Origin of the sequence: Pseudoduganella aquatica (genome assembly GCF_009857595.1) — a bacterium.
Classification (GTDB): Bacteria; Pseudomonadota; Gammaproteobacteria; order Burkholderiales; family Burkholderiaceae_D; genus Rugamonas; species Rugamonas aquatica_A.
The window spans coordinates 1-14,111 of record NZ_WWCU01000042.1; the positions used below are offsets into that span (position 1 = coordinate 1).

Annotated in this window: 11 protein-coding genes and 1 pseudogene; 7 read left to right on the forward strand and 5 right to left on the reverse strand. The window is 66.5% G+C overall.

From position 1 onward, the window contains the following. Nucleotides 1–107 (forward strand): annotated as a pseudogene (locus tag GTP77_RS31295) (IS110 family transposase); the annotation flags it as partial. 35 nt (nt 108–142) lie between these two features. Here the strand turns inward: GTP77_RS31295 and GTP77_RS25255 are convergent. From GTP77_RS25255 to ppc, 4 genes are all read right to left on the reverse strand, one after another. Next, nucleotides 143–1,396 carry a PAS domain-containing sensor histidine kinase gene (locus GTP77_RS25255; RefSeq protein ID WP_161074921.1) on the reverse strand — a complete coding sequence of 418 codons (1,254 nt, stop codon included), beginning with the start codon at nt 1,394–1,396 and terminating at the stop codon, nt 143–145. Between the two features lie 155 nt (nt 1,397–1,551). Beyond that, nucleotides 1,552–2,571, reverse strand: a complete 1,020-nt coding sequence (locus GTP77_RS25260; RefSeq protein ID WP_161074922.1) for a PEP-CTERM sorting domain-containing protein — start codon at nt 2,569–2,571, stop codon at nt 1,552–1,554. Nucleotides 2,572–2,733: 162 nt separating this feature from the next. Further along, nucleotides 2,734–4,344 (reverse strand): methyl-accepting chemotaxis protein, encoded by a 1,611-nt coding sequence (locus tag GTP77_RS30915; protein ID WP_187358847.1) that lies wholly within the window; start codon nt 4,342–4,344, stop codon nt 2,734–2,736. A 238-nt stretch (nt 4,345–4,582) separates the two neighbouring features. Further along, entirely contained in the window at nt 4,583–7,414 is a 2,832-nt protein-coding gene (gene ppc, locus GTP77_RS25270; protein WP_371869399.1) for a phosphoenolpyruvate carboxylase, read from the reverse strand. A 94-nt stretch (nt 7,415–7,508) separates the two neighbouring features. On the opposite strand from ppc, the gene hemC reads away from it, so the two are divergent. The 6 genes from hemC to GTP77_RS25300 all read left to right on the forward strand — a co-directional run bounded on the left by hemC (nt 7,509) and on the right by GTP77_RS25300 (nt 12,915). Next, nucleotides 7,509–8,579 carry a hydroxymethylbilane synthase gene (gene hemC, locus GTP77_RS25275; RefSeq protein WP_161074924.1) on the forward strand — a complete coding sequence of 357 codons (1,071 nt, stop codon included), beginning with the start codon at nt 7,509–7,511 and terminating at the stop codon, nt 8,577–8,579. A gap of 22 nt (nt 8,580–8,601) precedes the next feature. Next, nucleotides 8,602–9,375 carry a uroporphyrinogen-III synthase gene (locus tag GTP77_RS25280; protein WP_161074925.1) on the forward strand — a complete coding sequence of 258 codons (774 nt, stop codon included), beginning with the start codon at nt 8,602–8,604 and terminating at the stop codon, nt 9,373–9,375. Continuing rightward, the gene (locus GTP77_RS25285) at nt 9,372–10,559 is read left to right on the forward strand and encodes a uroporphyrinogen-III C-methyltransferase (protein WP_161074926.1); all 1,188 of its coding nucleotides are present in this window, start codon (nt 9,372–9,374) and stop codon (nt 10,557–10,559) included. Before GTP77_RS25280 ends, GTP77_RS25285 begins: the two co-directional genes overlap by 4 nt. A gap of 3 nt (nt 10,560–10,562) precedes the next feature. Then, the gene (locus GTP77_RS25290) at nt 10,563–11,759 is read left to right on the forward strand and encodes a heme biosynthesis protein HemY (RefSeq protein ID WP_161074927.1); all 1,197 of its coding nucleotides are present in this window, start codon (nt 10,563–10,565) and stop codon (nt 11,757–11,759) included. Nucleotides 11,760–11,908: 149 nt separating this feature from the next. Continuing rightward, entirely contained in the window at nt 11,909–12,451 is a 543-nt protein-coding gene (gene ppa, locus GTP77_RS25295) for an inorganic diphosphatase (RefSeq protein WP_161074928.1), read from the forward strand. A gap of 128 nt (nt 12,452–12,579) precedes the next feature. Continuing rightward, nucleotides 12,580–12,915, forward strand: a complete 336-nt coding sequence (locus GTP77_RS25300) for a DUF5335 family protein (protein ID WP_228895891.1) — start codon at nt 12,580–12,582, stop codon at nt 12,913–12,915. 2 nt (nt 12,916–12,917) lie between these two features. Here GTP77_RS25300 and GTP77_RS25305 read toward each other — a convergent pair whose 3' ends face one another. Next, nucleotides 12,918–14,111, reverse strand: a complete 1,194-nt coding sequence (locus tag GTP77_RS25305; protein ID WP_161074929.1) for an acetyltransferase domain-containing protein — start codon at nt 14,109–14,111, stop codon at nt 12,918–12,920.

Below are 14,111 nucleotides of genomic sequence, written 5' to 3' on the forward strand. Positions count from 1 at the left end.
AGCCGGCCAAGCTGGTGATCGGCGCCATGATGCGCAAGCTCGTCCACGTTGCTTTCGGCGTCTTAAAATCTGGCAAACCATTCAATCAGGAGCTTCAAAACGCTTGACCGGCATAACAGTATCTACGCGTGCGGGAGCGCCATCAGGCGCGCACGGAATCACTCAAACGGGAGGCTGCGGCCTCCCGTTTTTCATTTCCGGGGAACATGAACGTGAGGGTGGTGCCGCGTCCTGGCGTGTTGTCTTCGGTCAGCTGGCCGCCGTGGGCCGAGACGCGCTCGCGCAAGGCCAGCATGGAAAGGGTGGCGCGGCGGCTGCCCGCCGCCCAGCAGCCCAGCCCGTTATCGCTGATGACCACCAGCAGCGCGCTGGCGCGCAGGTCCAGCGACACGTCCAGCCGGGTGGCCTGGGCGTGCGCCTGGATGCTGTACAGCGCCTCCTGGATCATGCGGAAGATGGCCCAGGTTTGCGGCTGCGCCAGCACGGCGCTGTCGCTGATCAGGTGCAGCTGGCAGTGCATGCCGCCGCCGCGCTCCTGCTGCTTGAGCAGCCAGTCGGTGGCGGCCGGCAGGCCCAGCTCCAGCGTGCTGGGATGCAGGTCGTTGATGAGCGAGCGCACGGTGTGGATGGCCTTGTCCAGCGTGCCCTGGACGCGCTGGGCATGGGCGTGCAGGCGCGGATGGCTGGCCCGGCTGGCGCTGGCGAGCATGCTGGCGTCCAGCTTGAGCGCCATCAGGCTCTGGCCCAGGCTGTCGTGCAGGGTTTGCGCATGGCGGTGGCGCTCCTGCCCGCGCGCGGTTTCCTGCAGGTCGCTCAGTTCGCGCAGCTGGCGCAAGGTGGACTGCAGCGCGTCCTCGGCGGCGCGGCGCTCGGTCACGTCCACGCACATGCCGACCAGCAGCGCGGGCTGGCCGTGCTCGTCGTACAGCGGCTGCTTGTAGGTCAGCAGGCGGCGGTCCTGCTGCAGGCCGGCGTGCCACAGCCATTCCTCGTCGCACCACAGGCGGCGCGATTCGAAGGCGGCGCGGTCGGCGGCCAGGAAGCCGGCTTGCTGCTCGGGCGGGTAGTGTGCGCCGCCGTGCGTGCCCGCCAGGGTGGCGTAGCGCTGCCCGAAGGCCTGCTCGCAGGCTTCGTTCATCATGACAAAGCGGGACTCGGCGTCCTTCAGGAACAGCGCCAGCGGCAGCTTTTCCAGTACCTCGCGCAGCTGGTGTTCATTACGCGCAAGCTCGGCTGCGCCTTTTTCGCAGGCGGCCAGTTGCTGGCGCAGGCGGGCCAGTTCGTTTTCGGCGGAGCGGCGCGCCGCCTCGGCGCGGCGCCACAGCCAAATTGCGGCAAGCAGGGCGGCCCCGGCTGCAGCCGTTTGCGTCAACGGAATAGTGAGTTCTGGAAACATCCGTGGATTGTACTCCGTTGTTGATATTTTGCCATCTACCATGTATAGCACGGAATGGCGTGAATTTGGCGCACGGAAATGATTTGCGGATGCTACCGGCTTGGCGGGAGGATGGGGCGGCCCTGCCTGGCGCCGCCCCGGTGCTGATTGAAGTCTTACGCGCCCCTTTTGGGAAGGCGGCGCGCTACGGCAAGTCCGAGCAGGGAGATGCCGATCAGGAAGGGTGTGCCCGGTTCGGGAATGCGGGTGGTTTCGTCGTTCACGTCGCAAGCGCTGCAGATCCACAGTTGTTCGGCGCCGGCGCCTTGGCCGATATATTTGATATTGACCGACAAGGTGTAGTTGTTGGCCGACGATTTGGCCGCATCGCTCAAGGCCTTGTTGTAGGCCGCGAACTCGGCCTGGCTGGTGCTCAGGTTGTTGTTGACCTGATAGCCGCCGGCAGGGTGGAGGCCGTCCACCGGGCAATCGCCGGCATTGTGCGCGCCGCCGAGGTTGTAGCTGGCGCCGGTGTCTTTGTCGACGCAGAAGTCGCTGATGACGTTCAGGTAGTCGGCAGTGGCGGGCGTGGGATCGGCGCCGCCATGGCAGCCGGAATTGGTGGCGGAGGTGCTGATCTCAAAGCAGCTGACCATATTGCCGAGGTTGTCGTAAATGCGCGCCTGGCCCCAGATGCTGATGAATTGCGCGCCGCCGTTGGCCGACTGGTTGTTGTCGAACAAGAAGACCAGATCATTGCTGCCCAGGTAGGTTTTCAGCAGGCCCAGATTGATATCCCAGCGGTTCGCCAGGTCGCCGGCAAAAGCGCCGCCGGTGTCGGTCATGGAGAAACTGCCGGAGGACGAGGTCGACGTGTCGAAGGAGTCGTCCACTGCCTGGCCGGCAGTAAACGGGGAGGGGAAATTGTTGACGTTGGTGCCATTCGCTGCGGTCAGGATGATGGCCTGGTCTGCGATCTGGCCCGGGCTCGAATCCACGGGGAGTGGGCCGGAGGGCTGGCAGCGCGGATCTGCCGAGCATTTTTTCAGCAGGTCCAGCGAATACACATTGAAATTGTTGTAGGTCGTGGCGGACAGTGGATTGATGTTGGGCAGTTCAAGCGTGGTAGCTTTGGCGGCGCCTGCAAGCAGCAGGCAGGCCATCAGCGCCACGCGGGAGACCTTTTTGATATTCATGGCTTTCTCCTGACGGGGTGGTGGGTAGCATGCAGGAAGCATGCATAACTCGTGCCTGTCGGAAAAATTTACATGTAATCAGTAAGTTACCAAGAGTTAACGTTTTCTTCACGCAGGCACCTGTAAAAGAAATCGACATTGCCTGCGTGAAAAGATGTCAAATCACCCAGCCATAGAGGAAACCAGCGCCAGGCGGCGCTGTGCGGCAGGGCGCGCGGCGGCGGCGGATTGCTGCCCGGTGAGCTTGAAAACGCTAACCAACTTTTCCAGCTTGCCCGCCTGGTCCTGCATGGACGCCGCCGCAGCGGCAGCCTGTTCCACCAGCGCCGCGTTCTGCTGCGTCACCGTGTCCATCTGCGTGATGGCCTGGTTGATCTGCTCGATGCCGGCTTCCTGCTCGCTGCCCGCCACCGTGATCTGGCCCATGATTTCCGTCACCTGGCGCACGCTGGCGACGATCTGCTCCATGGTGGCGCCGGCCTGGTTCACCAGCGTGCTGCCGGTGTTCACCTTGGCCACCGAGGAGTCGATCAGGGTCTTGATCTCCTTGGCCGCGCTGGCCGAGCGCTGCGCCAGGTTGCGCACCTCCGAGGCCACCACGGCAAAGCCGCGCCCTTGTTCGCCGGCGCGCGCCGCTTCCACTGCCGCGTTCAGCGCAAGGATGTTGGTCTGGAAGGCGATACCGTCGATTACGCTGATAATGGCTTCGATCTGCTTGGCCGAGGCATTGATGTCGCCCATGGTGCGCACCACCTGCGCCACCACTTCGCCGCCCTGGGTGGCGATGGCGGAGGCGTTCACGGCCAGCTGGTTGGCCTGGCGCGCATTTTCGCCGTTTTGCTTGACGGTGGAGGTCAGTTCCTCCATCGATGAGGCGGTTTCCTCGAGCGAGCTGGCCTGCTGCTCGGTGCGCGAGGACAGGTCCAGGTTGCCGTCGGCGATTTCAGCCGACGCGGTGGCGATCGTATCCGTGCCGGTGCGCACCTGGCCGACGATGTCGAGCAGCTTTTCGTTCATGTGCTTGAGGGCGCTGGTCAGCTGGCCGGTTTCGTCGGTGGACAGGACTTCGATCTGCTGCGTCAGGTCGCCCTCGGCGACGGCGTTGGCGATCCTGACTGCTTGCGCCAGCGGTACCGAGATGGAGCGCACCAGCCAGTACCACATGCCGGCCGCCAGCAGCACGCCGGCGGCGATGGCGGCGACGGCCATGAAACGGAACGCCGTATAGCGGCTTTGCGCGCCTTCGAATTCGCTCTTGCCCACTGTCAGCTGCAGCGTCATCAGTTCACGCAGGCTTTCGCGGGCGGGCGTGAACAGCTTGCTCATGGCGCCCTTGAACAGGGCGTCGGCCTGTTCGGCGTTGTGGGCCTGGACGGCTGCCACGGCCGGGGCCAGCGCTTGCTCGTAGTAGGCTTTGCGGCCGGTTTCATAGCCTTGCGCCAGGGTCTTTTCCTCCGGCGTCAGGTAGGTCGCCATGTAGGCGGTCCATTCGGCGTCGGCCTTGTCGATATGCTTGCGCAACTCCGCCAGATTGGCCGCCGCCTCTTCCGGGCCGGCGCCCACGGCCTTGGCGTAGCGTACCTGGCTGCGCAGCTGCTGTTCCATCACGGACGACAGCATGCCCATGGCCACCAGGCGGTCGTCGTACACGGTCTTGAGCGAGGCGTTGGTGCTGCCCAGGCTGTACAGGCTGGCCGCGCCCATGGCCAGCAGCAGCAGCGACAGAAAGCCCATGGCGAAAGTCAGGCGCGTTCTGATAGTCAGGTTCTTCATGATGTAGTCTTGATCTGGTGAACTTGCAGCGGGGAGGGGCTGCAACCGGCAAGGCGCCGGAAACCGGATTCGCGCGGGGGCGGGGCGCGAAGGGCGCTGGCCGCAAGGCCAGCTTCACCTTCAATATATTCTTAGCATCATGGTGTTGTCATTGTACTTTGGTGCAATTCTCTCCAAATGTCACAATTTCACGGTTTTTCACGATGCGTTGCGCTAACGCATCGTGTATTGCTTGGGGTTAGCCGGTGTTGCGCAGGCCTGCCGCCACCCCATTGATGGACAGGTGGATGCCCCGGTGCACGCGTTCGTCCACCTTGCCCGGCTCGTGTCCCACCGAGCGGTGGCGCTTGATCAGCTCCACCTGCAAGTGGTTCAGCGGGTCCAGGTAGGCAAAGCGGTTCTGGATGGAGCGCGCCAGCAGCGGATTGCCGGCCAGCCGCTCGCTGGCGCCGGTAATGCGCTCCAGGCAGGCCAGCGTGGCCGCGTGCTCGGCGGTGATGCGCTTGAATATGCGCTCCCGCAGCGCCGCGTCCTGCACCAGCAGCGAGTAGCGCGAGGCGATGGCCAGGTCGGTCTTGGCCAGCACCATGTCCATATTCGACAGCAGGGTGGCGAAGAAGGGCCAGTGCTGGAACATGGCGCGCAGCTGGACCAGCCTGGCATCGGCGCCGTCGCCTTCGCCTATCCAGCCGCCGATGGCGCTGCCGAAACCGTACCAGCCCGGCAGCAGCAGGCGGCACTGGCCCCAGGAGAAGCCCCATGGGATGGCGCGCAGGTCTTCGATGCGGCGCGTGGACTTGCGCGAGGCGGGCCGGGAGCCCAGGTTCAGCTCGGCGATCTCGGCGATGGGCGTGGCGGCGAAGAAGTAGTCGGTAAAGCCGGGCGTGTCGTACACCAGGTCGCGGTAGGCGCGGTAGGCGCGTTCGGAAATCTCCGCCATCACGGCCTCGAAGCCCGCCAGCTGGCCCTGCTGCGCGTCGTCCGCCGCCGGCGGCATCAGGCTCGCTTCCAGCGTCGCGGCTACCAGCAGCTCCAGGTTGCGGCGGCCGATTTCCGCATTGGAGAACTTGGAGGCGATGATTTCGCCCTGTTCGGTCAGGCGTATCTGGCCGTTCACCGTGCCCTTGGGCTGGGCCAGGATGGCTTCGTAGCTGGGGCCGCCGCCCCGGCCCACGGTGCCGCCCCGGCCGTGGAACAGGCGCAGCTTCACGCCGGCCTGCGCGAACACTTGCACCAGGCCCAGCTCGGCCTTGTACAGCTCCCAGTTGGAAGTGAGGAAGCCGCCGTCCTTGTTGGAGTCCGAGTAGCCCAGCATGACTTCCTGCTCCAGGCCCTGCGCTTCGACCAGGCGGCGCACCAGCGGCAGCGCCATCAGCCGCTGCATGATGCCGGCCGCGCGCTGCAGGTCGGGGATGGTCTCGAACAGCGGGATCACCATCAGGTCCAGCGCGCTGCCCTGGTCCGTTGTGCGCAGCATGCCGGTTTCCTGCTGCAGCACCAGCACCTCCAGCAGGTCGGACACGGTCTCGGTGTGCGAGATGATGTAGTTGCGCACGGCCCGCGCGCCGTAGCGCTGGCGGATCTCGCGCGCCGCGCGCAGCACGCCCAGTTCGGACTCGGTCTCGGCCGAGTAGCTGATGTAGGGCGAGTACAGCAGGCGCGGCTGGCCCAGCTCGGCCAGCAGCAGCGCCACCTTGGCCTCTTCATCCAGCTCGGCGTAGGCGGGCGCGGCGCCGGCCTTGGCAAACAGCTCGGCCAGCACGCGCTCGTGCACGTCCGAGCTCTGGCGCATGTCCAGCGAGGCCAGGTGGAAGCCGAAGATGTCGGCGGCGCGCTTGAGCGTGGACAGGCGCGGCTGCACCAGCATGGCGCCGTGGTTGGCGTTCAGCGAATCGATCAGGATCTGCAGGTCGGCGGCAAAGGCGGCCGCGTTCTCGTAGGGCTCGGCGTGGCCCACCTCCTGGCGCAGGATGTTGGCCGCGCCCAGGGCGCGCGCGGTGCTGGCCAGGCGCGCGTAGATGCCGATCAGCGCGCGCCGGTAAGGCTCGTCGCTGCGGTGGTCTGAGCTGTCGGTGGAGGAGTCGGCCAGCAGTTGCAGGGCCGGCGTACAGCGCACCATCAGCGTGGAGACGGACAACTCGGCGCCCAGCGTGTGCGTTTCGTCCAGGTAGAAGTCGAGGATGGTGGTGGCCTGGCGCGCCAGTGCGTGGCGCATGGTGGCGGCGTTGACGTTGGGATTGCCGTCGCGGTCGCCGCCTATCCAGCTGCCCATCTGCACATAGGACGCGGCGATGGCGCTGGGCGGGGCGTCCGGGCCGCCATACTGCGCGGCGATGTCGGCCTCGATGTCGTCGTACAGGCCGGGCAGTTCGCGCAGGAAGGTGATGCGGTAGTAGGACAGCGCGTTCTCGATCTCGTCGGCCACGGTCAGCTTGGAGTAGCGCAGCATGCGGGTCTGCCACAGCGTGGCCACGCGCGAGCGCAGCAGGTGCAGATTGGCGGCCTGCTCCTTGGGCGTGAGTGGCCTGTCGCGCTCGGCCAGCAGGCGGGCGATATCGTGCTCGGCGTCCAGGATGGACTTGCGCTGCACTTCGGTGGGGTGGGCCGTCAGTACCGGCGAGATCAGGGCCTGGCGGAAGAAGCGGGTCACGGTGGCTTCGTCCACGCCGGCCCCGGCCAGCTTGCACAGCGCGAAGCTGACGCTGCCCTGCTGCGGCCGGGAGCCGGCCAGCAGGTGGGCGCGGCGGCGGCGGATGTGGTGCTGGTCCTCGGCAATATTGGCCAGGTGCGAGAAGTAGGAGAAGGCGCGCACCACGGTGATGGTCTGCTCGCGGGTGAGGATCTTCAGCATGCCGTCCAGCTCTTTGGCCGCGCCCGCGTCGGCCTCGCGGCGGAAGCGCACGGCGGTCTGGCGTATGGTTTCCACCACCGCGTACATGTCCTCGCCCTCCTGCGCGCGCAGCACGTCGCCCAGCAGGCGGCCCAGCAATCGGATGTCTTCTTTCAGCGGCGCGTCCTTGTCGGCGCCGGTGTCTGCTGCGGATGCAACCATGGTATATGCCCTATGCATGATTCTCGAATGGGGCGCGCATGATAAAATTTGCAGTCTCGCAAAATATAAAACCATGCACGATACGAAAGAACAGGCTTTGAATACTTCCGATATGGCTCAAGAGCTTCCTTCCCGACTGGTGATCGCCTCGCGCGAGAGCCGCCTTGCCATGTGGCAGGCGGAGCATGTGCGTGCGCGCCTGTCGGCCTTGTATCCACAGTGTAGCGTAGAAATTCTGGGCATGACCACGCGTGGCGACCAGATCCTGGACCGCACCCTGTCCAAGGTCGGCGGCAAGGGCCTGTTCGTGAAGGAACTGGAAGTGGCCATGGCCGAGGGCCGCGCGGACCTGGCCGTGCATTCGCTGAAGGACGTGCCGATGGAGCTGCCGCAGGGCTTTGCGCTGGCCGCCGTGCTGGAGCGCGAAGACCCGCGCGACGCCTTCGTCTCCAACGACTACGCCTCGCTGGACGAACTGCCGCCCGGCGCGGTGGTGGGCACGAGCAGCCTGCGCCGCCAGTCGCTGATCGCGGCGCGCTATCCGCAGCTGGTGATCAAGCCGCTGCGCGGCAACCTTGACACCCGCCTGGGCAAGCTGGACCGCGGCGATTACGCGGCCATCATCCTGGCCGCGGCCGGGCTCAAGCGCCTGGGCCTGCCGCAGCGCATCCGCGCGCTGCTGGAGCCGGAAAGCAGCCTGCCCGCAGCCGGGCAGGGCGCGATGGCGATCGAGATTGCTGAGCGCAGCGACGGCCTGGACCTGATGCGTTTGCTCGCGCCGCTGAACCACCTGGCCACCGCGCAGGCCGTGACGGCCGAGCGCAAGGTGTCCAAGGTCTTTGGCGGCAGTTGCCAGGTGCCGCTGGCCGCCTACGCCACGGTGGAAAACGGCAGCATGTATTTGCGCGCCATGGTCGCCACGCCGGACGGCGCGCGCATGGCCAGCGCCGAAGTGCGCGGCGATGCCGCCAGCGCCGAACAGCTGGGGCAGGACGTGGCCGAGCTGCTGCGCCAGCAGGACGCCGTCGCCATCCTGGCCTCGTGCCTGGCCGACGCCGCCGCTGCCGACGCGGCCGCAGCCAATCCGCAAGCCGCGCCGCAAGCCGCGCCGCAGCCCGGCAGCCCCGATGACATCGCCCATACGCAGCCCGGCGAGCCCACCGGCGGTCGTTCCGGCGTCTGACGCGCGGACTCGCCAGCACCGGATGCCCGCCACCGTCGTCATTACCCGTCCCTTAGCGCAGGCGCAGCCGCTGGCTGCGCGCGTGGCTGCGCTCGGCCGTCCGGTGGAGGTGCTGCCGCTGCTTGAGATCGCGCCGCTGGCCGACAGCACGCTGCTGCAGTCCACGCTGGCCGGTCTGGCCGGCTACGCGTTGGTGGCCTTCGTGTCGCCCAACGCCATTGACGCCGCCTTCGCCCACATTAGCGCCTGGCCCAAGGGCGTGACGGCGGCCGTGGTGGGCGAGGGCAGCCGCGCCGCGCTGGCCGCGCACGGCGTGACCGACGCCAACGCCCATATCGCCAGCCCCGCCAATCCGGCCCATGCGGACACCGAGCACCTGCTGCAGGCGCTGGACCTGAACGCGCTGCGCGGCGCGCGCGTGCTGATCGTGCGCGGCGAGAGCGGCCGCGAGCTGATGGGCGACGCCTTCCGCGCCGCCGGCGCCGACGTCACCGTGGTGGCGGCCTACCGCCGCAGCACGCCCGCCATGACGCCGGCGCTGGGCGCCACGCTGGAGCGCCTGCTGGCGCACCCGGCCGACTGGGTCATCACCAGTTCCGAGGCGCTGCGCGGCTTGCTGCAGCTGGCCGCGCAGCTGCCCGGCGGCGCCAGCGCCGTTGTAAAGTTGCAACAACAGCATTTAATTGTCCCCCACGCCCGCATTGCCCAAACGGCAAACGGCCTGGGCTTCCATAGCATCACGCAGACAGGATCAGGCGACGAACGCCTGCTGGCCGCGTTACAATCACGTCCATGAACGATTTGCCTACCCAACCCGACCCTGTTGCGCTGCCCGACGGCGCGGCGGACAAGTCCCCGCCGGCCGCCGCCGCACCTGCTGCCGCCGCCCCAGCTGCTGCCGCCCCCGGCGTCGCCGACACCCTGCAACGCCCGCTGACCATCGCCGTCATCGTGCTCGGCATCCTGCTGGCCGCGCAGACCTGGTCTTCGCACAACCAGATGCGCAACCTGCGCGAAGAAATGGCGCGCCGCCTGCAAAAGGGCGATGTCGTCAATACCGAAACCGGCGCCCTGGCGCGCACCGTGCAGGAGAGCGCCAAGGAACTGCAGATTAAAGTGGCGCTGCTGGAAAACCGCCAGACCGAAGCCCAGAGCCAGCAACTGGCGCTGGAGCAGCTGTACCAGGACCTGTCCAAGAACCGCGACGAATGGGCGCTGGCCGAGATCGAGCAAGTGCTGTCGACCGCCAGCCAGCAGCTGCAGCTGGCCGGCAATGTGCAGGGCGCGCTGATCGCGCTGCAAAACGCCGACCGCAGCCTGTCGCGTTCGGACAAACCGCAATTCATCACCATCCGCCGCGCCATCGCCAAGGACACCGAGAAACTGAAAGCGCTGCCCAGCGTGGATTCGGTCGGCCTCGCGCTGCGCCTGGACAACGTGATGGCGCAAGTGGACACGCTGCCCATGCTGGCTGACGAGAAGCCCACGCTGCCCGCCGCGCCTGAAAAGAAAGTGCGCGTGGCCGCCAAGCCCGCCGTTGCCGGCAAAGGCGCCAAGTCCGTCAAGGAGGCCAGCGCCCCGGCCGAGGAAACCAGCCCGTGGCTGCACCAGGTGCAGGACGCGTGGAGCACCTGGAGTACCGACATGTGGTCCGACGTGCGCCAGCTGATACGCGTGCGCAGCGTGGATACGCCGGACGCGCTGATGCTGTCGCCGTCGCAAGCCTACTTCCTGCGCGAGAACCTGAAACTGCGCCTGCTGAACGCCCGCATGGCGCTGTTGTCGCGCAACGAGACCGCCTTCCGCGGCGACCTGATCGCCGCCCAGGAAGCGCTGGCCAAATACTTCGACACGCGCGCCAAGAGCACGCTGGCGGTGCAGGCGCTGCTGCGCCAGGTCCAGGGCAGCAACCTGGCCATCGAAATGCCGACGCTGGCCGACAGCCTGAACGCCGTGCGCAACTACAAAGCGAAGCCTTAAGCCATGCGTTTCTTCCTCTGGTTACTCGCACTGATGGCGCTGGCCATCGGCGTTGCCGTGACGGCGCGCTTCAATCCGGGCAATGTGGTGCTGTTCTATCCGCCGCACCGCATCGACCTGTCGCTGAACCTGTTCGTGGTGCTGATGCTGGCGCTGTTCGCGCTGCTGTACCTGGTGATAGGCGCTTTGCGCAGCACCATGCAGATGCCGGGCCGCGTGGCGGCCTACCGCCTGCGCAAGCGTGAGCGCGACGGCAACAAGGGCCTGCGCGATGCGCTCAAGGCCCTGTTCGAAGGCCGCTTCGGCCATGCGGAGAAGGCTGCGCTGCGCGCCGCCGAGCTGCCTGAAAACGCCGGCGTGGCCGCGCTGATCGGCGCGCGCGCCGCGCACCGCATGCGCCAGAACCACCGCCGCGACAACTGGCTGGCCCAGACCGCCGGCGACAACACGCTGAAAACCGCGCGCCTGATGACCATGACCGAGCTGCTGGTGGACGACCACCAGCCGGAAGCGGCGCTGGAAGCGGTGCGTGAACTGAACGCCAGCGGCACGCGCCATATCCACGCGCTGCAATGGTCGCTCAAGGCGCAGCAGCAGGCCAAGAACTGGCCCGAAGTGCTGCGCCTGGTGCGCTCGCTGGACAAGCACAAGGCGCTGCACCCGGCGCTGTCGGCGCGCCTGCGCGAGCTGGCCTACGACGATCTGCTGTCGGACAAGTCGCACGACGCCGAATCGGTGCAGCGCGTCTGGTCCACCATTCCGAACTCGGACCGCTTGAAACCCTACGTCGCCTGCCGCGCCGCCGCCGCCATGAACGCGCGCGGCCTGCACGACGCGGCGCGCGTGGTGGCCGAGGAAGCGCTGGCCGCCAACTGGGACGACCGCGTGGTGCGCGCCTACCGCGAAGCAGCCGCCCCGGCCGGCACGCCGGCCCTGCTGGCCCAGATCGAGCATTGCGAGCGCTGGATACAGGAACGTCCGACCGACGCCGAGCTGGCGTTGACGCTGGGCTCCCTGTGCCTGAAGCAGAAACTGTGGGGCAAGGCCCAGCGCTACCTGGAGCAGGCCCTGTCGGACGCGGAAGACCCGCGCATGGTGCGCGAGTCGCACCTGAAGCTGGCGCAGATGCACGAAGCGCTGCAGCAGCCCGAGGAAGCGGCCAGCCACTACCGCCAGTGCGCGCTGGCCACCATCCTGTAAATGCCTGCCATTCCCTGAAAAGCCCGTCCTTGCGACGGGCTTTTTTCTGCGCCGTTTCCTGCTGCGGCGCACAAGTGCTGTCCACTTCGCTATAATTACGCGGTTAGACTATCCAAAAGCAATCTCCCAGCATAGCAAACGAGGAAAATATGAGCCTGAATAAAGTATCGTCCGGCCGCGACGTGCCTAACGACTTCAACGTCATCATCGAAATCCCGATGAACGCCGATCCGATCAAGTATGAAGTGGACAAGGAATCGGGCGCGATCTTCGTCGACCGCTTCATGGGCACCGCCATGCACTACCCATGCAACTACGGCTACGTGCCTAACACCCTGTCCGACGACGGCGACCCATGCGACGTGCTGGTGATCACCCCGTTCCCGCTGATCCCGGGCGTGGTGGTGCGCTGCCGCGCCATCGGCGTGCTGAAAATGAGCGACGAAGCCGGTGAAGACGCGAAAGTGCTGGCCGTGCCGGTCGACAAAGTGCTGCCGATCTACAAACATTGGCAAAAACCGGAAGACCTGCAAGACCTGCGCCTGCAGCAGATCCAGCACTTCTTCGAGCACTACAAAGACCTGGAGCCAGGCAAGTGGGTGAAAGTGCAAGGCTGGTACGGCCCGGAAGAAGCCAAACAGGAAATCCTGAACGGCGTGGCCAACTACAACAAAGAAAACGCAGCTGGCTAATTGCCCGCTTGCCGGTGAAGAACACCCGTGCCGCAAGGCCGGGTGTTTTTTTTCGCCGGTACGGAATCTTTGGCGCGCGATCTGGTCTATCCATCTACAGCAAGCGTAAGCTGTGGGAGGAGAGCATCATGACTATGTCACGAATCGAGAAGCGTGCCTGGCAGACTTATTTCGATGGGGTTGCCCGGCAGCTCGAGGGCATGAGCGCCGAGATCGACGTGGAGGCGATGTCCATCGGCAGCCAGGTCGAGGCTGACTGGGTGCCGCTGCTGGGCATCAGCTACGATCCGAAAAGCGATGCGCTGTCGATCGCGGTGGAAGGCCTGGGCCATATGATCCGCAAGCCCGAGACCATTTTCGTCGACGTTGAGCTGGGCCGGCTGGCCAGCATGGAAGTGATCGACGGCGACAATGTGCGCCACATCGTCAAGCTGCGCGATCCCTTGCCGCTACCGCCACCCTGATGCTAGAAGTACTTGAGCCAGGCGTTGCCGCTGCTGCGCTTGTACCGGCCGAACCAGCGCGTGGGCAGGTAGAGCAGGGCGGCCAGCAGCGCGCTGGCCAGCCACAATTGCCACACGGCGTTGAATTCGTAGCGGCCGCTGCCTGTGCCTTGCAGCGCCGATGCGATGCGCTGCAAGGCCAGCAGCGCATACAGGTGCAGCAGGTAGTAGAACAGCGGTGCCCCGCCGAACACGGCGCAGGCGCGACGCCATGCCGCCGCCGGTGCCGGGATGGCGCGCGGCTGCGGTTCCAGCCACGCCAGGACCAGCATGCCGGCTCCCAGCGTGAGCAGCAGGAAGTCCAGCGAGGGCGGGTACTTGGTGAAATTAAGGAAGGACATGGCGCTGTGCAGCGTGTCCGTCCCCTGTGCCCACGGCAGCGCTTCGCCATAGATGTTGAAGGTGCGCAGCACCAGCAGCAGCGCCGGCGCGGCGGCGCCAGCGGCCAGCAGCACGCGCACGCGGCGTTGCGGCGCCATCGTCCTGCTGTACAGCGGCCCGGCCGCGTAGCCCAGCAGGATCACCCCTATCCAGGCCAGCAGCGGATAGCTGATGCGCACCTTGACCGCGCCGTCGCTCGCCAGGTAGCCGCGCTGCTCCAGCACCGTCCACAGCATGTGGCCTGCGCCGCCCGGCTCGAAGCCGGCGCCGAAAGACGCGGCCAGCTGCGCCAGCGTGGGCAGGGTGTTGTGGCCCGCCACGATCAGCGCGCCCAGCGCGGCCAGCCAGGGCAGCGGCAGCCGGTGCAGCAAGGCCAGCGCAATCATGGACAGGCCGATGGCCCACATCACTTGCAGGTAGAGCACCGGTCCCGGCCACTGCCCGGACCAGGCGAAATTGATCACCACGAGTTCCAGGAACAGCAGCAGCGCGCCGCGCTTGAGCAGGAAGCCGGTGGCGCTGCGCGGGCCGCCGGGCGGGTGCGCGTACAGCCAGGCGGCGAGGCCGGTCAGGAATACGAACAACGGCGCGCAGAAGTGCGCCGCCAGCCGCGTGAAGAACAGCGCGGGCGGCGTGCTGGCGGCGTCCATGGGATCGCTCACCTGGTGGCTGAGGTAGAAGGTTTCGCGCACGTGGTCCACCGTCATCAGCAGCATGATGATGCCGCGCACGATGTCGATGGACGCCACGCGGGCGCTGGAATTGTTAGCGGTCAT